This window comes from Pseudomonas sp. G34 (assembly GCF_031119625.1).
In the GTDB taxonomy this organism is placed as follows: Bacteria; Pseudomonadota; Gammaproteobacteria; order Pseudomonadales; family Pseudomonadaceae; genus Aquipseudomonas.
In genome coordinates this window covers 407,500-427,838 of record NZ_JAVHZV010000009.1, presented here as the reverse complement: position 1 = coordinate 427,838, position 20,339 = coordinate 407,500, and the positions used below count along the sequence as shown (strand labels likewise).

Annotated in this window: 21 protein-coding genes; 3 read left to right on the top strand and 18 right to left on the bottom strand. The window is 63.9% G+C overall.

Going from position 1 to position 20,339, the window contains the following annotated elements; translation table 11 throughout:
* Positions 1-87: 87 nt before the first annotated feature.
* The 4 genes from QYS36_RS07430 to QYS36_RS07415 all read right to left on the bottom strand — a co-directional run bounded on the left by QYS36_RS07430 (position 88) and on the right by QYS36_RS07415 (position 3,670).
* On the bottom strand, positions 88-1,518 hold the full coding sequence (locus QYS36_RS07430; RefSeq protein ID WP_308838866.1) for a PLP-dependent aminotransferase family protein: 1,431 nt from the start codon (positions 1,516-1,518) through the stop codon (positions 88-90).
* Positions 1,519-1,670: 152 nt separating this feature from the next.
* Complete coding sequence (locus QYS36_RS07425; RefSeq protein ID WP_308838865.1) at positions 1,671-2,480, bottom strand: OmpA family protein; 810 nt, start codon at positions 2,478-2,480, stop codon at positions 1,671-1,673.
* The gene (locus tag QYS36_RS07420; protein ID WP_308838864.1) at positions 2,477-2,830 is read right to left on the bottom strand and encodes a DUF4398 domain-containing protein; all 354 of its coding nucleotides are present in this window, start codon (positions 2,828-2,830) and stop codon (positions 2,477-2,479) included. Before QYS36_RS07420 ends, QYS36_RS07425 begins: the two co-directional genes overlap by 4 nt.
* Before the next feature lie 9 nt (positions 2,831-2,839).
* Complete coding sequence (locus tag QYS36_RS07415) at positions 2,840-3,670, bottom strand: transporter substrate-binding domain-containing protein (protein ID WP_308838863.1); 831 nt, start codon at positions 3,668-3,670, stop codon at positions 2,840-2,842.
* Positions 3,671-3,768: 98 nt separating this feature from the next.
* Between QYS36_RS07415 and QYS36_RS07410 the strand changes: the two genes are divergently transcribed.
* The gene (locus tag QYS36_RS07410; RefSeq protein ID WP_308838862.1) at positions 3,769-4,737 is read left to right on the top strand and encodes an alpha/beta fold hydrolase; all 969 of its coding nucleotides are present in this window, start codon (positions 3,769-3,771) and stop codon (positions 4,735-4,737) included.
* A 64-nt stretch (positions 4,738-4,801) separates the two neighbouring features.
* Here the strand turns inward: QYS36_RS07410 and QYS36_RS07405 are convergent, their stop codons facing one another.
* On the bottom strand, positions 4,802-5,731 hold the full coding sequence (locus tag QYS36_RS07405) for an FAD-binding protein (protein ID WP_308838861.1): 930 nt from the start codon (positions 5,729-5,731) through the stop codon (positions 4,802-4,804).
* Positions 5,731-6,480 (bottom strand): electron transfer flavoprotein subunit beta/FixA family protein, encoded by a 750-nt coding sequence (locus QYS36_RS07400; RefSeq protein ID WP_308838860.1) that lies wholly within the window; start codon positions 6,478-6,480, stop codon positions 5,731-5,733. Before QYS36_RS07400 ends, QYS36_RS07405 begins: the two co-directional genes overlap by 1 nt.
* Positions 6,481-6,800: 320 nt before the next feature.
* On the opposite strand from QYS36_RS07400, the gene QYS36_RS07395 reads away from it, so the two are divergent.
* Positions 6,801-8,465, top strand: coding sequence for an electron transfer flavoprotein-ubiquinone oxidoreductase (locus tag QYS36_RS07395; protein WP_308838859.1), 1,665 nt, complete (start codon positions 6,801-6,803; stop codon positions 8,463-8,465).
* Between the two features lie 228 nt (positions 8,466-8,693).
* On the opposite strand, the gene QYS36_RS07390 is transcribed toward QYS36_RS07395, so the two are convergent.
* From QYS36_RS07390 to QYS36_RS07380, 3 genes are all read right to left on the bottom strand, one after another.
* Positions 8,694-9,260 (bottom strand): DUF1285 domain-containing protein, encoded by a 567-nt coding sequence (locus QYS36_RS07390; RefSeq protein ID WP_308838858.1) that lies wholly within the window; start codon positions 9,258-9,260, stop codon positions 8,694-8,696.
* A 13-nt stretch (positions 9,261-9,273) separates the two neighbouring features.
* Positions 9,274-9,879, bottom strand: coding sequence for a DUF4823 domain-containing protein (locus QYS36_RS07385; RefSeq protein ID WP_308838857.1), 606 nt, complete (start codon positions 9,877-9,879; stop codon positions 9,274-9,276).
* Between the two features lie 102 nt (positions 9,880-9,981).
* Positions 9,982-10,620 (bottom strand): TetR/AcrR family transcriptional regulator, encoded by a 639-nt coding sequence (locus QYS36_RS07380; protein ID WP_027906448.1) that lies wholly within the window; start codon positions 10,618-10,620, stop codon positions 9,982-9,984.
* A 73-nt stretch (positions 10,621-10,693) separates the two neighbouring features.
* Here QYS36_RS07380 and QYS36_RS07375 point away from each other — a divergent pair, with 73 nt between their 5' ends.
* Positions 10,694-11,827, top strand: coding sequence for an aminotransferase class V-fold PLP-dependent enzyme (locus QYS36_RS07375; RefSeq protein WP_308838856.1), 1,134 nt, complete (start codon positions 10,694-10,696; stop codon positions 11,825-11,827).
* A 1,123-nt stretch (positions 11,828-12,950) separates the two neighbouring features.
* On the opposite strand, the gene QYS36_RS07370 is transcribed toward QYS36_RS07375, so the two are convergent.
* From QYS36_RS07370 to fabG, 9 genes are all read right to left on the bottom strand, one after another.
* Positions 12,951-13,742 (bottom strand): TatD family hydrolase, encoded by a 792-nt coding sequence (locus QYS36_RS07370; protein ID WP_308838855.1) that lies wholly within the window; start codon positions 13,740-13,742, stop codon positions 12,951-12,953.
* Positions 13,743-13,827: 85 nt separating this feature from the next.
* Positions 13,828-14,184, bottom strand: coding sequence for a PilZ domain-containing protein (locus tag QYS36_RS07365; RefSeq protein ID WP_308838854.1), 357 nt, complete (start codon positions 14,182-14,184; stop codon positions 13,828-13,830).
* Positions 14,185-14,218: 34 nt separating this feature from the next.
* Positions 14,219-15,205: a DNA polymerase III subunit delta' gene (locus QYS36_RS07360; RefSeq protein WP_308838853.1), complete on the bottom strand. Its 987-nt coding sequence runs from the start codon at positions 15,203-15,205 to the stop codon at positions 14,219-14,221.
* A complete protein-coding gene (gene tmk / locus QYS36_RS07355; RefSeq protein ID WP_308838852.1) occupies positions 15,198-15,830 on the bottom strand; it encodes a dTMP kinase in 633 nt (210 codons plus the stop codon). The genes QYS36_RS07360 and tmk overlap by 8 nt, the downstream gene beginning before the upstream one ends.
* The gene (gene mltG, locus QYS36_RS07350) at positions 15,827-16,891 is read right to left on the bottom strand and encodes an endolytic transglycosylase MltG (protein WP_308838851.1); all 1,065 of its coding nucleotides are present in this window, start codon (positions 16,889-16,891) and stop codon (positions 15,827-15,829) included. Before mltG ends, tmk begins: the two co-directional genes overlap by 4 nt.
* A 3-nt stretch (positions 16,892-16,894) precedes the next feature.
* Positions 16,895-17,707, bottom strand: coding sequence for an aminodeoxychorismate lyase (gene pabC / locus QYS36_RS07345; RefSeq protein ID WP_308838850.1), 813 nt, complete (start codon positions 17,705-17,707; stop codon positions 16,895-16,897).
* Positions 17,707-18,951, bottom strand: coding sequence for a beta-ketoacyl-ACP synthase II (gene fabF, locus QYS36_RS07340; RefSeq protein WP_308838849.1), 1,245 nt, complete (start codon positions 18,949-18,951; stop codon positions 17,707-17,709). The genes pabC and fabF overlap by 1 nt, the downstream gene beginning before the upstream one ends.
* Before the next feature lie 215 nt (positions 18,952-19,166).
* The gene (gene acpP / locus QYS36_RS07335) at positions 19,167-19,403 is read right to left on the bottom strand and encodes an acyl carrier protein (protein ID WP_003245177.1); all 237 of its coding nucleotides are present in this window, start codon (positions 19,401-19,403) and stop codon (positions 19,167-19,169) included.
* A 192-nt stretch (positions 19,404-19,595) separates the two neighbouring features.
* On the bottom strand, positions 19,596-20,339 hold the full coding sequence (gene fabG / locus QYS36_RS07330; RefSeq protein WP_308838848.1) for a 3-oxoacyl-ACP reductase FabG: 744 nt from the start codon (positions 20,337-20,339) through the stop codon (positions 19,596-19,598).

The following is a 20,339-nucleotide window of genomic DNA, read 5'->3' as shown; positions in this document are numbered from 1 at the left end:
TGCTTCTCCTGGATCGAAAGAGCGCTTCGATCCAGTAGACGCAGGTGGGCGGCCATTCGGGTTAACGCTACGCGACTATCTGCTGCTTCAGCTCGCTTCCTGGCACAGTTGGGTAGCCAGCATGCCCAGGGTCATCAGCGCCCGCTCCGCCTCGCGATTCCACGGGATACCGCAGTTGATGCGCACGCAGTGGTTGAACTGCTCGGTGTTGCTGAAGATCAGCCCCGGGGCGATGCTGATGCCCTGCTGCAAGGCGCTGACGTGCAGGTCCTTGGTATTGACCCGCGCCGGCAGGCTGACCCAGAGGATGAAACCACCGGTGGGCCGGGTGATCTGCGTGCCTTCGGGGAAATACTGCTGGATGGCCAGCTGGAAGGCACTGAGGTTCTTGCGGTACTCCTGGCGGATGTGCCGCAGGTGACGGTCATAGCCGCCGTTCTCCAGGTACGCGGCAACGGCCATCTGGGTAACGCTGCACGCCGAATGGGTGGTGAACATCTGCAGGCGCTGCACCTCGTCCTGGTACTTGCCGGCGATGATCCAGCCGATCCGCACGCCGGGTGACAGGGTTTTCGAGAAGCTCGAGCAATACACCACGCGCCCTTCCAGGTCGCCGGCCTTGAGCGCCTTGGTACGGCCCTGCTCGAACATCAGCTCGCCGTAGATATCGTCCTCGATGATCTGCATATCGAAATCGCTGGCCAGGCGCAGCAGCTGCTTCTGCCGAGCCTCGGGAATGGTGCCGCCCAGCGGGTTGCTCAGCCGTGCGGTCAGCACCAACGCCTTGATCGGCCACTGGCTGGCCGCCAGTTGCAACGCCTCGACACTGATCCCGGTGGTCGGATCGCTGGGAATCTCGATGACCTTGAGGCCCAGCAGATCGGCCAGCTGCAGCAAGCCGTAGTAGGTCGGCGACTCGGTGGCGATCAGGTCGCCCGGCCGGGTCAGCACCCGCAGGCTCATCTGCAGGGCATCGACGCAACCGTGGGTGATCACCACGTCGGAAGGGTCGACCAGCACACCGGCATCGCGCATGCGAATCGCCACCTGCCGGCGCAGCGGCTCGAAGCCGGGGCTGAACATGTAGCTGAACGCCCGCGGGCTCTGGAAGCGGGTGACCTTGGCCAACTGCTGGTGCAGCGCACGCACCGGCAGGTAGTCGACGTGAGGCACCGCGGCACCGAGCGGGAACACGCCTTCACGGCGCGCTTCGCCGAGCACCTGGTTGATGATGCTGCTGCGCGTCACCAGGCCAGGCCGCTCGACCCGGGCGATGTCCGGCGTATCGGCGGTCAGCGCTGGTGTCTGGTGCACGTAGAAGCCGGACTGCGGGCGGGCGCGGATCAGCCCGAGATCCTCGAGGTTGGCGTAAGCCTGCAGCACCGTGGCATGGCTGACGCTGAGCTGCGCGCTCATCTTGCGCACCGAGGGCACCCGCTCGCCGGGCTGATAGACGCCACGACGGATATCATCCGCCAGCTGTTGAGCGATACGCTGGTAAAGCAACAGATTGGTCATGGCAGTCTCTTCCCGGTACTGAACCATAACAGTACCCCAAGCAAATGTTTCTGTACCGGTACAGCGCTGAAATATCTGGACGATACACTCATTTCACAGGCAATAAAAAACCCCGCCCTGTTATCCAGTGGCGGGGTTTCGCGGCAACTGACTCAGCGCGTGGCGCCCAGGCGCCCCTGCTCATCGGAGAACAGAATCTCCACGCGGCGATTCTGCGCCCGGCCCTTGGCCGAAGCGTTTTCCGCCACCGGGAAACTTTCGCCGAACCCCTGCACCTCGATACGCTTGGCATCGATGCCCAGGTCGGTCAGCGCATCGGCGACGGTCTGCGCCCGCGCCCTGGACAGCGCCAGGTTTTCTTCACGCTTGCCGCTGCTGTCGCTGTAGCCCTCGATACGCACGGTGCGCCGCGGGTTGAGCTGAAGAAACTGCACCAACTTGAGCACGGTGCGGTTGGCGCTGGCCTTGAGGCGCGCCTCACCGGCATCGAACAGCACGTCACCGAGGGTCATCACCAGGCCGCGGTCGGTTTGCGCCGTGGCCAGGTTGACGATCTGCTCTTCCAGCCAGGCATTCTGCTCCTGCACGCTGATCAGCTTGGCCTCGCGCAAGGCCAATTGCAGGCGCTGACGATCCAGTTCCAGGCGCGCCGCGCGCTCCTGATCCAGGGCAAGCTTGGCATGCTCGCGGGCGATGTCGCTGTAGCGCTGGCTCAGGTAGGCATAGTGGGCGACGTCGTCGCCGCTGCCCCAGTAGCCCGCAAGCCGCTCGGCACGGCCCAGGGACTCGCCGGCGCGAATCACGTCCTTGGGTGCGCTGCGCAGCACCTCTGGATCTTCCTTCACGGCCTGAAAGCTGGCCCGGGCCGCCTCGAGTTCGGCCGAGTGCTCAGCGCCGAAGCCGGCGCAACCCGCCAGCGTCAGCCCAGCCAGGGCCAGCGCGGAAACACGCAGAAGGCTCATGGCATGGCTCCCAGCTGGTCACGTAAACGCCCGATACGGCGATTGAGCTCGGTCAATTGCGCCTGGCTGCGCAGCGTCAGTACCCGGGCTTCAGCCAGACGCGCATCCAGCTCGGCCTGTTCGGCCTGCACGCGAGCCGTGCGGTAGGCGCCCGCGGCCATGGCAGCCTGGGCCTGGGCGAGTTTTTCTTCGGCCTGGCTCAACTCGGCAACGCGTTCACCGGCAGCCACGGTACGCGCCTGCTCGACCACCTGCTCGGTGAGACGCATCTGCTCGGTTGGTGCGGGATCACTGGCACAACCTTGGAGCAACAGCAGCGCCAGGGCGGCGCTGGTATATCGATAGATCACGGGTACGTCCTACTGATTCGGAACACTGGCGGCCGGTGCGGGCTGTTGCTCCTTCCAGCGCTGCAAGTTGCGCTGCAGAAGGGTTTGCGGCACGCCGGCGGCGGTGAATTCTGTCATTTTTTTGGCCAGCTGTCCGCGCAGCCAGGCGTCATTGCACGCCGAGTTGTGCGACAGCGCCAGGTGCAGCCCCTCGCTGGACACCGGCGGGTCGAGCACCTGCAGGTCATCCTGCAACCCCAGGGTCGAGGCCAGCGCCTGGCCCGGGTAGCGCTCGTAGAGCACGTAATCGGTACGCTCGAGCAGCAGCTTCTGGAACGCCTGGCTCAGGCTGGAAACGCCTTCCAGGGTGAGGTTGTCACGCGCATAGGCATCGAAGGCCTGGCCAAAACTGTTGTTGACCAGGGTATCGCCGGTACGCCCCTGCAGGTCGGCCCAGCTGGCGTAGGGAAATTCGTGACCCTTGCGCACCCACACCACGCTCGGCGTGGACAGGAATGCCGGGTGCACAAAATCCATGGTTTCCAGGCGCGGCACGGTCAGAAAGGCGCCGGCCAGCATATCGACGCGCCCGGTGCGCACCTCTTCCTGGGCGCGCGACCAGGGCCCGGCATAGATCACCTCGATGCCGACGCCGAGATCCTCGGCCACCGCCTTGAGCAGATCGACCGTCGCGCCGATCAGCTTCTCCGGATTCTGCGGGTCACGCCACAGGTATGGCGGATACTCCGGGTTGCCCGTGGCGACCAGCCGCTCGCACTTGCCGGCGGCCTGTGCACCACCTGCCAGCAACATGGCGGCGCACACCCATAGTCCAGCCCAGCCCAAACCTCGCTCACCCATTGGCACACTCTCGATTCAGAAACAGCAGGCCGTCCACCGACCAGAGATTCATGACATGCTAGCTCATACCATCTCGATAATCAGCGATAAGACGCCGCATGAAGAAATTGATCCTGGCCGCATTCGTTCTCCTCGCCGCCGCCACCGGGGCCGCTCTGTACCTGTCGCCAGCGGCGCAGCTGAGTGCCTATCAGGGCATCGAGCAATGGCGTGCCGGGCTGCACGAGCGCAGCGTCAACGTCAACGACCTCAAGGTCAGCTACTACGAAGGTGGCCCCCAGGGCGCCGAGACCGTGCTGCTGGTGCATGGCTTCGGCGCCGACAAGAGCACCTGGCTGTGGTTTGCCCGGGCGCTGACCGAACGCTATCGCGTGATCGCCGTGGACCTGCCCGGCTTCGGCGCCAGCGACCGGCCACACGGCAGCTATGACGTCGGCACCCAGACCGAGCGCCTGGCAGCATTCGTCGACGCCCTGGGCATCCGCCGCCTGCACCTGGCCGGCCACTCCATGGGCGGGCATATCGCCGCGCTCTACGCGGCCCGCTACCCCGATCAGGTGAGCAGCCTGGCGCTGATCGCCAATGCCGGGGTCAACGCGCCGCGGCGCAGCGCGTTCTTCCAGCGCCTCGAGGAACAGGGCGACAATCCGTTGCTGGTGGACAGCGAGCCGCAATTCGACCAGTTGCTCGACTGGCTGTTCGTCGCCCCACCGCAGTTTCCCGAGCGCCTGCATCAGTACCTGGCGCAACGCGCCGTGGCCGACAGCAGCCATCAGCGAGAAATATTCGAGCACCTGCGCGAGCGTTATCTGCCACTGGAGCCGGAGCTGCCGAGAATCCAAGCCCCCACCCTGCTGCTGTGGGGTGACCAGGACCGAATCCTGGATGTGTCGAGCATCGAGACCATGAAACCGCTGCTCAAGAATGCGAGCGTGGTGATCATAAAGGACTGCGGCCACGCGCCCATACTCGAGCGCCCGGAACAAAGCGCCGCCGACTACCTGACGTTCATCGACCAGGCGAGTCTCCAGGCGGCCCAGCAGCGCAAGCCGTCGCAGCCCCGGTAACGCTCTGGCAGGCAATAAAAAACCCGCTCGATGAGCGGGTTTCTTCATTGCGGGGAAAAGCGGATCAGACCAGCTTTTCCAGCTCAGGTACGGCTTCGAACAGATCGGCCACCAGGCCATAATCGGCAACCTGGAAGATCGGCGCCTCTTCGTCCTTGTTGATCGCGACGATCACCTTGGAGTCCTTCATGCCGGCCAGGTGCTGGATCGCGCCGGAGATACCGACGGCGATGTACAGCTGCGGGGCGACGATCTTGCCGGTCTGGCCGACCTGCATGTCGTTGGGCACGAAACCGGCGTCGACTGCCGCACGGGAGGCGCCAACCGCTGCACCGAGCTTGTCGGCCAGGGTGTACAGGTGCTTGAAGTTGTCGCCGTTCTGCATGCCGCGACCACCGGAAACCACGATCTTGGCAGCGGTCAGCTCCGGACGGTCGGACTTGGCCAGCTCTTCACCGACGAACGCCGACTTGCCGGCATCGCCGCCGGCCGAAACGTTTTCGATGGCAGCCGAGCCACCTTCGCCAGCAACCGGGTCGAAGCCGGTGGCACGCACGGTGATCACTTTCACCGCAGCCGAGGACTGTACGGTGGCGATGGCGTTACCGGCATAGATCGGGCGCTTGAAGGTGTCCGGGCTTTCCACGGAGACGATCTCGGAGATCTGGTCGACGTCCAGCTTCGCAGCGACGCGCGGCAGGATGTTCTTGCCGTTGCTGGTAGCGGCAGCCAGCACGTGGCTGTACGCCTTGCCCAGCTCAGCCACCAGCGGCGCGACGTTTTCCGGCAGCTGGTGAGCGAATGCGGCGTTGTCGGCAACCAGTACCTTGGCGACGCCAGCGATCTTGGCAGCGGCTTCGGCAACGGCGCCAACGCCCTGGCCAGCGACCAGCACGTGGATGTCGCCACCGATTTTCTGGGCAGCGGCAACGGTGTTCAGGGTGGCCGGTGCCAGCGCGGAATTGGTGTTTTCAGCGATTACCAGGATAGACATTAGATCACCTTCGCTTCGGTTTTCAGTTTCTCGACCAGTTCGGCAACCGACTTGACCTTGATACCGGCACCGCGTGCCGCGGGCGCTTCGACCTTGAGGGTCTTGACGGTGGACGCGGTGGAAACGCCCAGTGCGTCAGGGGTCAGGGTTTCCAGCGGCTTCTTCTTGGCCTTCATGATGTTGGGCAGCGACGCGTAGCGCGGCTCGTTGAGGCGCAGGTCGGTGGTGACGATGGCCGGCAGATTGAGGGCAACGGTCTGCAGACCGCCGTCGATCTCACGGGTCACGTTGGCCTTGTCACCGCTGACTTCCACCTTGGAGGCGAAGGTGCCCTGGGCGTAGCCGGTCAGCGCAGCGAGCATCTGGCCGGTCTGGTTGTTGTCGCTGTCGATGGCCTGCTTGCCAAGAATCACTAGCTGCGGCTGCTCCTTGTCGACCACGGCCTTGAGCAGCTTGGCGACCGCCAGGGAGTTCAGCTCGTCGGCCGACTCGACCAGGATGGCGCGATCGGCGCCCAGCGCCAGGGCGGTACGCAGTTGCTCCTGCGCCTGGGTCGGGCCGATGGAAACCACCACGATCTCGCTGGCGACGCCCTTCTCTTTCAGGCGAACAGCTTCTTCCACGGCGATTTCACAGAAAGGGTTCATCGACATCTTGACGTTGGCAAGATCGACGCCACTGTTGTCCGGTTTGACGCGAACCTTGACGTTGTAATCGACCACTCGTTTGACAGCTACAAGAACCTTCATGGATTCCTCGTTACTCTCCGGTGAATAGGAATGTCGCCAGAAGCGAGCATGCGGGTGATGCAGACAAGCAGGACGCGAGCGACCTTCAGCTCAGACGGCGAGCGCAAAACCGCCCGTATCTTGACCCTACGACCCAACTCGGTCAATACGACTGGCTGCGAGCCATTCGTGTTGTAGCCGGATTCTAGCAGGCCTACAGAAAATTCAAACAAACGTTTGTATTGGCCCTGATCCGGGCTCGCTATATACTGCGCGGGCGCGCCTCGGGAAGGATGCCGGCCCGCCATGAAAATTAGAGAGCCTTGATGAGGAGATAGCCCGTGGAACGCGAATTTATGGAGTTCGACGTCGTCATCGTCGGCGCTGGCCCTGCCGGCCTGTCCGCCGCTTGTCGCCTGAAGCAGAAGGCCGCCGAGGCTGGCCAGGAAATCAGCGTCTGCGTGGTCGAGAAAGGCTCCGAGGTGGGTGCCCACATCCTGTCCGGCGCGGTATTCGAACCGCGTGCCCTCGACGAGCTGTTTCCCGACTGGAAAGCCTTGGGCGCCCCGCTCAACACCCCGGTCAAGAGTGATGACATCTATGTGCTCAAGGATGCCGACAGCGCCGTCAAGGTGCCGGGTTTCTTCGTGCCCAAGACCATGCACAACGAAGGCAACTATATCATCTCGCTGGGCAACCTGTGCCGCTGGCTGGCCCAGCAGGCCGAGAACCTGGGCGTGGAAATCTACCCCGGCTTCGCCGCTCAGGAAGCCCTGATCGACGAGAACGGCGTGGTGCGCGGCATCGTCACCGGCGACCTCGGCGTCGACCGCGAAGGCAATCCGAAGGAAGGCTACTACACCCCCGGCATGGAGCTGCGCGGCAAGTACACGCTGTTCGCCGAAGGCTGCCGCGGGCACCTCGGCAAGCAGCTGATCAGCAGGTACAACCTGGACAGCGAAGCCGACGCCCAGCACTACGGCATCGGCATCAAGGAAATCTGGGACATCGACCCCAGCAAGCACCAGCAGGGCCTGGTGGTGCATACCGCCGGTTGGCCGATGGACATCATGGGCACCGAAAACACCGGTGGCTCCTTCCTCTATCACCTGGAGAACAACCAGGTGGTGGTCGGCCTGATCGTCGACCTGTCCTACGCCAACCCGCACCTGTCGCCGTTCGATGAGTTCCAGCGCCTCAAGCATCACCCGGTACTCAAGCAGTACCTGGACGGCGGCAAGCGCGTCGCCTACGGCGCCCGCGCCATCGCCAAGGGCGGCCTGAATTCGCTGCCGAAGATGGTCTTCCCGGGCGGCGCACTGATCGGCTGTGACCTGGGCACCCTCAACTTCGCCAAGATCAAGGGCAGCCACACCGCCATGAAGTCCGGCATGCTGGCGGCCGAAGCCATCGCCGAAGCCCTGGCCGCCGGTCGCGAAGGTGGTGACGAACTGCGCAACTACGTGGACGGTTTCAAGGCCAGCTGGCTGTACGACGAGCTGTTCCGCAGCCGCAACTTTGGCGCGGCGATCCACAAGTACGGCGCGGTGATTGGCGGCGGCATCAACTGGGTCGACCAGAACCTGTTCGCCGGCAAGCTGCCCTTCACCCTGCACGACGACAAGCCGGACTACGCCTGCCTCAAGCTGGCCGCCGACTGCAAGAAGATCGACTACCCGAAACCGGATGGCAAGCTCAGCTTCGACAAGCTCAGCTCGGTGTTCCTCTCCAACACCAACCATGAGGAGGAGCAGCCCTGCCACCTCAAGCTCGCCGACCCGAGCATTCCGATCGACAAGAACCTGCCGCTGTACGACGAGCCAGCGCAGCGTTACTGCCCGGCCGGCGTGTACGAGGTGGTGGCCAACGACGATGGCAGCAAGCGCTTCCAGATCAACGCGCAGAACTGCGTGCACTGCAAGACCTGCGACATCAAGGATCCGGCCCAGAACATTACCTGGGTGGCGCCGGAAGGTACGGGCGGTCCCAACTACCCCAACATGTGACTACGGCCAGCTGCGCGTCGGCCCTGCGGCGTTAAAAACAGGCTCGGCAAGCCGCTTTGCGGCTAACGCACTTTAGTGCGGCCCCGAAGGGGCGAGCGAAGCGAGTAATGCATACACTCCGCTTCCTCGCCTGTTTTGCGGGGCCGCCTTAGGCCTTGCAGGGCTCTAGCTCGCATGCCCGTCTACAACGCGAAATAAAGGCTCCCTCGGGAGCCTTTTTCTTGGCCGCTATTCCAGCGGCCCGATGGGAAAGAACACCCCGCTGCTCCACACACCCAACCAGGGCCGGCCGTCGACTTCACGGGGTTGCGCCAGCTCGACCAACTGGTAGAACACGTTGCGGTGGATCAGCGCTTCCAGATTGGCGCGGATATGCACGTAGGGTGAAGGCTCCTGGGTCTGCGCATCCAGCTCGACCCGCAATGGGTGCTCGGCACCGGCCTCGACCTCGTCGCCGACGTTGCTGACGAAGCGCAGCACCTGCTCTTCGCCCTGCCCGCTGACCTGCAGGGACACCGCCACGAAGGGCGCGTCATCGACGGTGATGCCGACCTTCTCCACCGGGGTGACCAGAAAGTAGTCATCGCCGTCGCGGCGAATGATGGTCGAGAACAACCGCACCATCGCCGGCCGGCCGATTGGCGTGCCCATGTAGAACCATGAGCCGTCACGGGCGATACGCATGTCGATATCACCGCAGAAATCCGGATTCCACAGATGCACCGGTGGCATGCCCTTGCTGCCTGCCGGAGGGATCTGCGCCAGCAGATCACCGGCCTTGTCGCCCTCGCTCATCGCCGCTCCCGAGTTATCGGCTGAAACCCAGAAGTGTACGCGCATAATCCTCGAGCGGCGCCCGGATCAGGTCTTCGGGCCTCGCGTCGTAGAACGTCAGGAAGCCGCCGCGGCTGCGGATGCGCGCGGTGTCCACCAGAAAACGGGTGTTGGTTTCGATCAGCATCAGTTGCAGCACGCTGCGGTCGGTGCCCAGCCGTTCGAACTCTTCCTGATCCTCCCACTCCTCCACGGTGCCGATACGGTCATCGGCGTAGGCGAAGCGGGTGTAGAGCAGATAATGGGCGCCGGCGGCACGCGCTTCACCCAGCGCTTCGTCGAGGCCGACTGGTGCCCTCGCCCTCCTCACCATGGGGAAGTACTCGACGAAACCGCGAAAGGCTTCCTCGGCCACCACGTTGGGCCGTGGATAGGCATGCTTGCCATTCGGGGTGAACGGGCCCTGGGCGATATAGATGAACGAGTCGGGCTGCAGGCGCCAGGAAGCCGAGCGGCGAACCTTGCTGTAGTCCAGCACACCGGCATCGCGCAGGTGATAGGTGGCGCCATCGGCCATGTCGCTGACGTTCATGCAGCCAGCCAGGCTGAGCAGCAGAGCCAGGGCGAACAGGTTACGCATGTGAATTTCTCCCGACACCGGCGACGGAAAACCGGCGAATGACTGCTTTAAGCAGGTTTCGCGCCAGGAGACCCGCGCGACCCAGGCAGGCCGCGCAGGCACTCAGGCGGGAGGCGTTTCGCTGTCGCGCTTGCGCTTGTTGCCCATGCGCACGCCGATGTCCATCAGGAACTGGAAGAAGCCTTCCTGATCCTCGAGCACATTGCTCCAGAACGGCGAGTGGTAGAGCGCCACGGCGCCATGCACCAGCGCCCAGGCAGCACAGTAGTGGAAGTACGGCGGCACGTCTTCGAGCTTGCCCTCGGCGATACGGCCCTTGATCAGCTGGGTCAGCCGCTCGAAGTTCGAGGCGCGAATGCTGTGCAACTGCTCGACCAGCTCGGGCACCTGGTTGCCCTTGACCACCTTCTCTTCCAGGCGGTCGAACAGGCGGTAGCGTTGCGGATCGCGCATGCGGAATTCGAAGTAGGCCCGCGACAGCGCTTCCTTGTCACGATCGATATCGGACGAATGCAGCAGCTCGTTCAGGTCGCGCTCGTAATCGAGCATCAGGCGCAGGTAGATTTCCGCCTTGGATTTGAAATGCTTGTAGATGGTGCCTTTGCCGATGCCCACGGCGTCGGCAATCATCTCCACGGTCACGCTGTCCTCACCCTGCTCGAGGAAGAGTTTCAGAGCGATATCGAGAATCTCCTGCTCGCGGCGGCGAAACTCACGGATCTTGCGGGGTTCTTTCTGCATAGGGAAATGACAAGGTCGGAATTCAAGTCCGCTATTATGCCCAACTAACGCCAAATTGCACGGATCACGCGACATGAATGCCATCATCGACGAGTTTCCCCAGCCGGCCGATCTCTACTACCTCAACCATGCTGCGGTCGCCCCCTGGCCAGCGCGCAGCGCGCGGGCCGTAGAGCGTTTCGCGCGGGAGAATATCGCTACCGGCGCCCGCGACTATTCGCAATGGCTGGTAACAGAGAAAAGCCTGCGCGAGCGCCTGGCGCGCCTGCTCAATGCTTCGTCACGGGCCGATATCGCGCTGGTCAAGAACACCTCCGAGGCCCTGTCGTTTGTCGCTTTCGGCCTGGATTGGCGGGCCGGCGACCAGGTGATCATCAGCAGCGAGGAATTTCCCTCCAACCGCATCGTCTGGGAAGCGTTGCGCCCACGCGGCGTGGAAGTGGTGCAGGTCGATCTGCAGGGCGGCGATGCCGAAGGCGCCCTGCTCGCCGCCTGCACACCGCGCACCCGGCTGATGGCCATCAGCGCCGTGCAGTACGCCAGCGGCCTGCGCCTCGACCTCGAGCGCCTGGGCATTGGCTGCGAACAACGCGACGTACTGTTGTGCATCGACGCCATCCAGCAACTGGGCGCCCTTGGCATGGATGTGCAGCGCAGCCGCTGCGCCTTCGCCATGGCCGACGGCCACAAGTGGATGCTCGGCCCGGAAGGCCTGGGCGTGTTCTATTGCCGCCAGGATCTGCGCGAGCGGCTGGCTTTGCACGAATACGGCTGGCACATGCTCGAACATGCCGGCGACTATGACCGCGACGACTGGCAACCGGCGCGCAGCGCGCGGCGCTTCGAATGCGGCAGCCCCAACATGCTCGGCGCCATGGCCCTGGAGGCCAGCCTGTCGCTGCTCGAGGAAGTCGGCATGCCTCAGGTCGAACGGGCGCTGCACGAGCGGGTGCAGTGGTTGCTCGATGGTTTGCGGGAAATGCCCGGCGTGCGACTGCTCAGCGCCCAGGCGCCCGACCGGCGCGCCGGCATCGTCACCTTCACGGCAGACGCCTGGGACAACCGCCAATTGCACGAACGCCTCAAGGCCGAACAGATCATCTGCGCCCAGCGTGGCGGTGGCATTCGCCTGTCGCCGCACTTCTATACCGAAGCACGGGTAATCGAGCACACCCTGCAGCGCGTGCGGGCGATCCTCAGCCAATAGGCACTCAGAGTCGGCAGGAGTATTCCAAATCCGTTTAAAGACGCCGTGGACGATGGCCACGGATGACCAATACTCAATCGTACCGGTGCGGCATATTCCCCCAAGTGTCGCAGCGGCCGAAGTGCCGAGGACCGCGCACTTCGTTCGACTCCTAATGGTCTTGACCCGGATTCCGTCCCGAAGCCGGGTTTTTTTTGCCTCTTCGCATAGTTTGGGCAAGCCAGGGCTGATCCCGGACTGGCAAGTTTGTGTGCGTATCACTTACTGGCTTGGCACTATCCATTACCGCGTTTACTGAACCTTTGTGTTGCGCCCCTTACAGGCGCCACACCTTGATTCGCTTCGCTCACCCTTCGGGCCAGCCTTTCGGCTGTTACTCCGCTTCGCTGAGTTTCCTCACTCCGGCGCCGCTCCGGGGGCCGGCTTATAAGGGCCGTCCATGGCCTTTTAAGCGGGGCCGCCATCGGTATTTTGCCGCATCCATGCGGCTCGTCCCCTACGCAACACCTTCACTACTCGCTGCGCTCGCCCTATGGGCCAGCCTTCGGCTGTTACTCCGCTTCGCTACGTTTCGGCCTCCTGATGGGACCGGAGCACGAGCTTGCGAGATGTCCTCGGGCTCAAGCTTGGCGGCGTCTGTTTTGCTTTTGCTCTTGAGCTGCGGTCGAACAGACGACGCCCAAGTCCCCTTCAGGAGGCCGAGTGGAATCGCCATGTAAGGGGCCGGGCGGGCAGCCATGAGCGACATGGATGTCGCGAGAGCTGCGATGGGCCAGGGATGGCCCTTCGTCAGTGGGCCGCATCCGGTCGTGCCCCTGGAGTGGGGATGGAATGAGGGAACCCCGGCGCAGCCGGGGCCGGATGGTGGGGTGCCCTTCTCTTTGGTTACTTTCTCTTGGGCAAGCAAGAGAAAGTGACTCGCCCGTAAGGGGCGAAACCCATCCGGCCAGGCGGCGCGCTAATGGAGAGTGCCAAGTTATCGACAACTAAGACTTAATTGCCAGTCCGGTGTCAAGCCTATCCTCCCCGAGAAAATGCGAAGAACCTTTTGCCCACTCGCTGGCAGCCAGCCTTTGCAGGGGCGCAAGCGACGGCAGAACCGCTCGCGGTTTTCCTGGGTGCCTCAGGCGCCGCTGGCCACTCGCGCCAGCGGGAACAACCGCCGGAAGTTGTCGCCGGTCTGCTGCGCCAGGGTGTCAAAGCTGACCCCGCGCAGGGTCGCCAGGTACTCGGCGACGTCACGCACGTACTCCGGCAGGTTCGGCTTGCCACGGTGCGGCACCGGCGCCAGGTACGGTGAGTCGGTCTCCACCAGCAGGCGGTCGGCGGGCACCTGGCGGGCAACTTCGCGCAGCGCTTCGGCGTTGCGGAAGGTGACGATGCCGGACAGCGAGATGTAGAAGCCGATATCCAGCGCCGCCCGGGCCATCTCCCAGTCTTCGGTGAAGCAGTGCAGCACGCCGCCTTGGGGCAGCGCCGCTTCGCGCAGCAGTTTCAGGGTATCGGCACGGGCTTCCCGGGTATGCACGATGACCGGCTTGCCGGTGATCTGCGCGGCCTGCAGGTGCAGGCGAAACGCCTCCTGCTGCAGCGCGGCCGCTTCGGGCTCGTAGTGATAATCCAGGCCGGTCTCGCCAATCGCCACCACAGCGGGGTGGTCCAGCTCGGCGAGCAGCCAGTCCAGCGCCGGCGCGCTGCCCGGCTCGAGATCCAGCGGGTGAATGCCAACGGAGCAGTCGACATCGGCGTAGCGCCCTGCCAGCTCACGCACGGCAGCGGCGTTGTCGGCGCTCACGCCGATGCACAGGAAGTGGCCAACACCGCGGGCACGGGCGGCCGCCAGCGCGGCGTCCAGGGAGCCGCCATGGGCGGCCAGGTCGAGACGATCGAGGTGGCAGTGGGAGTCGATGAGCATAAATCAGAACCTTGAGCGGCAGGCGGGATGCGCAGGTGACGCGGCAGGCAAACAAGCCTGCCAGAGCTGCGCGAATGAGCCGCTGTTACATCGTATGGGTGGGGCGATCGGACTTGAGGGCGCCAGCCAGGTAGGTCTCGATCTTGTTGCGGGCGGTGTTATCACCTTCGTTGAACTGCACGCCTACGCCAGCGGCGCGGTTACCCTGGGCGCCCTTTGGGGTGATCCATACCACCTTGCCGGCCACCGGAATCTTCTCCGGCTCGTCCATCAGGTTGAGCAGCATGAACACTTCATCACCGAGCTTGTAGCTCTTGTTGGTGGGAATGAACAGGCCGCCATGCTTGATGAAGGGCATGTAGGCGGCATACAGCACGGACTTGTCCTTGATGGTCAGGGACAGGATGCCGTTACGGGGTCCCAGATTAGGTGGCAAGTTCATGCGTGATTCCTGAAGTCGTGACGTGGGGTCGATTCTAGCCCGGTCCAGGCAGGCTTGCCCACTGCACCAGCAAGGCTTCGAGAAGCAGCACACGGTTGAGGTTGGCATTGCCCAGCACTTTCTGGCGTTGCTGGAGCAGCCAGTCCTGAATACTCAGCACCTTCTGTTGCGCGGCCTTCTGCGCCAGGTACTGCACGACCTTGGCCATGTCCGTGGGGCCGAGGCCCTGCTCGTCCTGCGTCAGCTGATACCGCAGGATCAGCTGCGCCCAGTCACAGAACCAGTCGAACAGCAGCGGCAGCGGTACCTCCTTCCAGGCCTCGGCCAACTGACTGGCCGAGACCTGCTGCTTGTGCAGCTTCTTCACCCCGTCGACCACCAGCGCGCGCTGCTCGCGCACGCCCTGGGCATGCAGGCGCGTCGCCGCCAATGGCGAGCCTGCCGCCAGGTAAAGCAACTCGCGGATGTCCTGCTCGGCGCAGTCCGGCAGGGCCGCGCTCAACCACTGCAAGCTCATCGCCTCGCTGGGCAACGGGCACGCCTGCTGCACGCAGCGACTGCGGATGGTCGGCAACAGCCGGCTGGGCTGGTGACTGATCAACAGCAGCACGGTATCGCCCGAGGGTTCTTCCAGGCTCTTGAGCAGCGCGTTGGCAGCGTTGAGGTTCATCGCCTCGGTGGGTTCGAGGAGGATCACCTTGCGCCCGCCCAGTTGCGCGGTCTGCACCACGAAATTGACCAGCGCCCGCACCTGGTCGACCTTGATGGCCTTGCCATCCTCCTCCGGCTCGAGCACGTAGTTGTCCGGGTGGCTGCCAGCCGCCAGCAGATGGCACGACTTGCACTGCCCGCAGGGCTGCAGGTCCACCGGCGACTTGCACAGCAGCAGGGTCATCAGGCGCTCGGCCAGCGCTCGCTTGCCGATACCGGCAGGGCCATGCAGCAGGTAGGCATGAGCATGCTGGGTACGGCCGGCCAATTGCTGCCAGAGCGTCGCCTGCCAGGGGTAGACGTCAGCCACGCTGCAGCTCCAGCAATTGTGGCAGCAGGGCATCGAGGTCACGCTGCACCGCTTCGAGGGACTGCGCCGCATCGAGAATGCGATAACGGGCCGGCTCGGCCTTGGCGCGCTGCAGGTAAGTGCTGCGTACCGCCTCGAAGAACGCGCGGCCTTCCTGCTCGAAGCGGTCCAGCCGACCACGCGCCGCCGCTCGCGCCAGGCCTACTTCAACCGGCAGGTCGAATACCAGGGTCAGGTCCGGGCGCAACGCACCCTGGACGAAATCTTCCAGCTGGGCGATACGCGCAACATCCAGGCCGCGGCCGCCGCCCTGATAGGCATAGGTCGCATCGGTGAAGCGATCGCAGAGCACCACCGCACCACGCTCGAGCGCTGGCACTATGACCTGGGCCAGGTGCTGGGCACGGGCGGCGAACACCAGCAGCAGCTCGGTATCACTGGCCATGGTTTCATCGCTGGGCGCCAGCAGCAATTCGCGTACGCGCTCGGCCAGTGGCGTGCCGCCGGGCTCGCGGGTCAGCAGCACGTCGATCCCCTGCTCGCGCAAGCGCGCCGCCAGGTACTCGCGGTTGGTGCTCTTGCCGGCGCCCTCGGGGCCTTCCAGGGTGATAAACAAGCCGCTCACTGGGTGTCCTTATCGCTGATCTGGGGAATGGGCGCCGGGCTGGAACGGTAGTCCGCGCGGCGCTTCAACTGGTATTCGCGCACGGCGCGATTGTGCGCTTCGAGGGTTTCCGAGAACACATGACTGCCGTCACCGCGGGCCACGAAATACAGGGTCTTGCCCTCCACCGGGTGCAGCGCCGCATGGATCGCCTCACGGCCGACCAGGGCGATCGGTGTCGGCGGCATGCCGTCGATGGTGTAGGTGTTGTAAGGCGTCGGCTCACGCAGGTGGGCACGGGTGATGCGCCCCTGATAGCGCTCGCCGAGGCCGAAGATCACCGTGGGGTCGGTCTGCAGGCGCATGCCGATGGCCAGGCGGCGCACGAACACCCCGGCGATCTCGCCGCGCTCCTCGGGCACGCCGGTTTCCTTCTCGATCATCGAGGCCATGATCAGCGCCTCGTAGGCGTCCTTGTACGGCAGCCCCTCGGCGCGCTTCTCCCACTCCTCGTCGAGCACCACCTGCAGCCGCTTGTGGGCCTGCTTGAGCAGATCCAGGTCGCTCATGCCGCGCACGTAGCGGTAGGTATCGGGGAAGAACCGTCCTTCGGGGTTCTCGCCAGGCTGGCCGAGCTTGGCCATGATCTCGGCATCGCTGAGTTCACTGAGGGTCAACTCCAACTTGTCCTGGCGCGCCAGGGCGGCGCGAACCTGGCGGAAGGTCCAGCCCTCGACCAGGGTCAGGCTGTATTGCACCACCTCGCCTCGGCGCCACAGGTCGAGCATGTCGCGCACCCGCAGGTCGGAGGTCAGGCGGTATTCGCCGCTGTGCAGCGGCTGGTCCTTCAGGTTGAAGCGCCAGTACAGGCGCAGCCAGAAGGCGCCGTCGATCACGCCGTCGGCTTCCAGGCGATTGAGTACACCACCAGGCGTGGCACCGACCGGCACCTCGATCAGGCGCTCCTCGTCGAGCGTCAGCGGTTGCTCCAGCGCGCGATGCTGCTGCCAGGCCACCAGGCCGAGGGTAAGGCCGGCCAGCACCACGACGATTTCGAGCATCAACAGTAATTTGCGCATCACGAATCAGCGGTCCAGTAGATGACGGGCGAGGGCCTGCAGTTTACGGGTGAGCGGGCCCAGCGGCCAGTGATGCGCCTGTAGCTGACGCACCGGCCACACCCCATACAGGCTGTTGCAGAGAAACACTTCATCGGCGCCCAGCAGTTCGTCCAGCTCGATGTCGCGAACCTGGCAGGCGATGCCCAGTGCCTGCGCCTGCTCCAGCAGCTCGGCACGCATCACCCCGGCCACGCCGCAGCGGCTCAGTTCGGGTGTCGAGAGCACGTCATCACGTACCAGAAACAGGTTGCTGAACACGCCCTCTATCACTCGCCCTGACACATCGCGCATCAATCCTTCGGCATGCGCGGCATCCTGCCATTCGGCGCGAGCCAGTACCTGCTCCAGGCGATTGAGGTGCTTGAGACCGGCGAGTAGCGGCTGCTCGGCCAGGCGTGTTTCACAAGGGAACAGCCGAATGCCGTTCTCGGCATGCTGCGGCGGGTAAGCCGGCATCGCGGCGGACTGCAGGATATGCCGCGGCGCCCCGGTTGACGGCGCATAGCCACGCTGGCCATCACCCCGGGTAACGATCAGCTTGGCGACGCCCTGCCCCAGCTCGGCGCAAAAGGCCGTGAGTTCGCGACGCAAGCGGCCTGCATCCAGCTCGATACGCAGGCGCGCGCACCCGGCAGTGACGCGTGTCAGGTGGCGCTCCAACAGCACAGGACTGCCACCGCGCACCGCCATGGTCTCGAACAGGCCGTCACCGTAGGCCAGGCCGCGGTCCACCAGCGGCAGCGACGCCGCTGGCTGACCGTCGACCCAGTGCAGCATCAGTCGGCGTACCGGCGAAATACCAGGGAGCCGTTGGTGCCACCGAAGCCGAAGGAGTTGGAGAGCACCACGTCCATCGGCATCTGGCGTGCTTCGTGGGGCACGAAGTCCAGGTCGCAGCCTTCATCGGGCTGGTCCAGGTTGATGGTCGGCGGTGCGATCTGGTCACGCAGTGCCAGCACGCTGAAGATCGCCTCCACCGCACCGGCGGCGCCCAGCAGGTGGCCGGTCATGGACTTGGTCGAACTGACCGCCAGCTTGTATGCGTGATCACCGAACACGGTCTTGATCGCTGCCACTTCCGCCTTGTCACCGGCCGAGGTCGAGGTGCCGTGGGCGTTGATGTACTGCACCGCGGACGGCTCGATACCGGCGTCGCGCAGGGCGTTGGCCATGCAACGCGCGGCACCGGCGCCATCTTCGGGTGGCGAGGTCATGTGGAAGGCGTCGCCGCTCATGCCGAAGCCGATCAGCTCGGCATAGATGGTCGCGCCACGGGCCTTGGCATGTTCGAGCTCTTCGAGCACCAGGGCGCCCGCGCCGTCGGACAGCACGAAACCGTCACGCTCCTTGTCCCACGGGCGGCTCGCCCTGGTCGGCTCGTCGTTGCGGGTGGACATCGCCCGCGCTGCGCCGAAACCGCCCAGGCCCAGGCCACAGGCCGCCATCTCGGCGCCGCCGGCGATCATCACGTCCGCTTCGCCATAGGCGATGTTGCGCGCCGCCATGCCGATGCAGTGGGTGCCGGTGGTGCACGCCGTGGAAATCGCGTAGTTGGGGCCCTGCAGACCCAGGTGGATGGACAGGAAGCCGGAGATCATGTTGATGATCGAACCCGGCACGAAGAACGGCGAAATGCGCCGTGGCCCCTGCTCATGCAGCGATTTGCAGTTGTTCTCGATGTTGGTCAGGCCGCCGATGCCGGAGCCCATCACCACACCGATACGGTCACGGTTGGCATCCGTGACTTCCAGCCCGGAATCGCGGGCAGCCTGGAAGCAGGCGGCCATGCCGTACTGGATGAACAGATCGAGCTTGCGGGCCTCTTTGGGCGCCAGATAGGGCTCGACATCGAAATTCTTCACCGAACCGCCAATGCGGGTCGAAAAAGCGGAAAGATCCATGTGTTCGATCAGGCCGATACCACTGCGGCCGGCCAGAATGCCCTGCCAGCTGCTCGGCACATCGTTACCCAGCGGCGACAACATGCCCATCCCGGTAACCACGACGCGTCTACGCGACACAGCAATCTCCTCATATCAGGTTTTTCGACGCCACGATGCACCTGGCAAACCGTTGCCCAGGCGATTGATCATCCGGCGATTGGCTCAGGGTAGCCGGTACCCGAGCGGAACGACGCCCAGGGGCGTTGTTGAAAACTTCTACAGCGAACCGTCAAAGAAAAGCCGCACGCCTTTGCAGACGTGCGGCTTTTCCGATTCGGGAAGCGACGAACTGCTTACTGAGCGTGAGCAGTAACGTAGTCGATGGCTTCCTGAACAGTGGTGATCTTCTCGGCTTGTTCGTCCGGGATCTCGGTCTCGAATTCTTCTTCGAGAGCCATCACCAGCTCAACGGTGTCAAGCGAGTCGGCACCCAGGTCTTCAACGAAGGAAGCGCTGTTGGTTACTTCTTCTTCCTTCACGCCCAGTTGCTCGGCAACGATTTTCTTGACGCGTTCTTCGATGGTGCTCACGTGTTATCACTCCTATTGGACAAATCCAGCCAGCTGGTTGTGCCGGCAAGTGTATAGAAAGGGTTTTCAGCTTTTCAAGCTGAAAGCCAGTGGCGCCCACGGAAATACGCCAACGATTCGGTATGCAAACTTACAGCTTCATCACCATGTTTGCACCGGATCGCAGACGTTCGCCGACAGCGCCCCTTCAATTCAGCTCATGTACATCCCGCCGTTCACAGGGATAGTAGCCCCTGTAACGTAAGCTGCACCATCGGAAGCAAGGAAAGAAACCACGTTGGCGATTTCTTGCGCCTGCCCCAAACGGCCCAGCGGAATCTGTGTCAGCAACGTTTCACGCTGCGCTTCAGGCAATTCACGGGTCATGTCGGTATCGATAAAACCCGGTGCCACGGCGTTTACCGTGATCGAACGCGAGCCCACTTCACGGGCCAGCGCACGGCCAAAACCTTCCAGACCGGCCTTGGCGGCTGCATAGTTCACCTGCCCGGCGTTGCCCATGGCACCCACCACCGAACCGATGTTGATGATACGCCCGAAACGCGCCTTGGTCATGCCACGCAACACGGCCTTGGACAGACGATAGAGGCTGTTGAGGTTGGTATCGATCACGTCGTACCACTCGTCGTCCTTCATGCGCAGCATCAGGTTGTCGCGGGTGATGCCGGCATTGTTGACCAGCACCAGCACCTGGCCGAAATCCTTCTGGATCTTCTCCAGGGTGGCGGCGACGGATTCGTCGTTGCTGACGTTGAGCATCAGGCCGGTGCCTTCGATGCCGTTTTCCTTGAGGGTCGCGGCAATGCGCTCGGCACCCGCCTCGGAGGTGGCGGTACCGATCACCACGGCGCCCTGACGGCCCAGTTCCAGGGCGATGGCCTGGCCAATACCACGGCTGGCACCAGTGACCAGTGCAACCTTACCTTGCAGACTCAT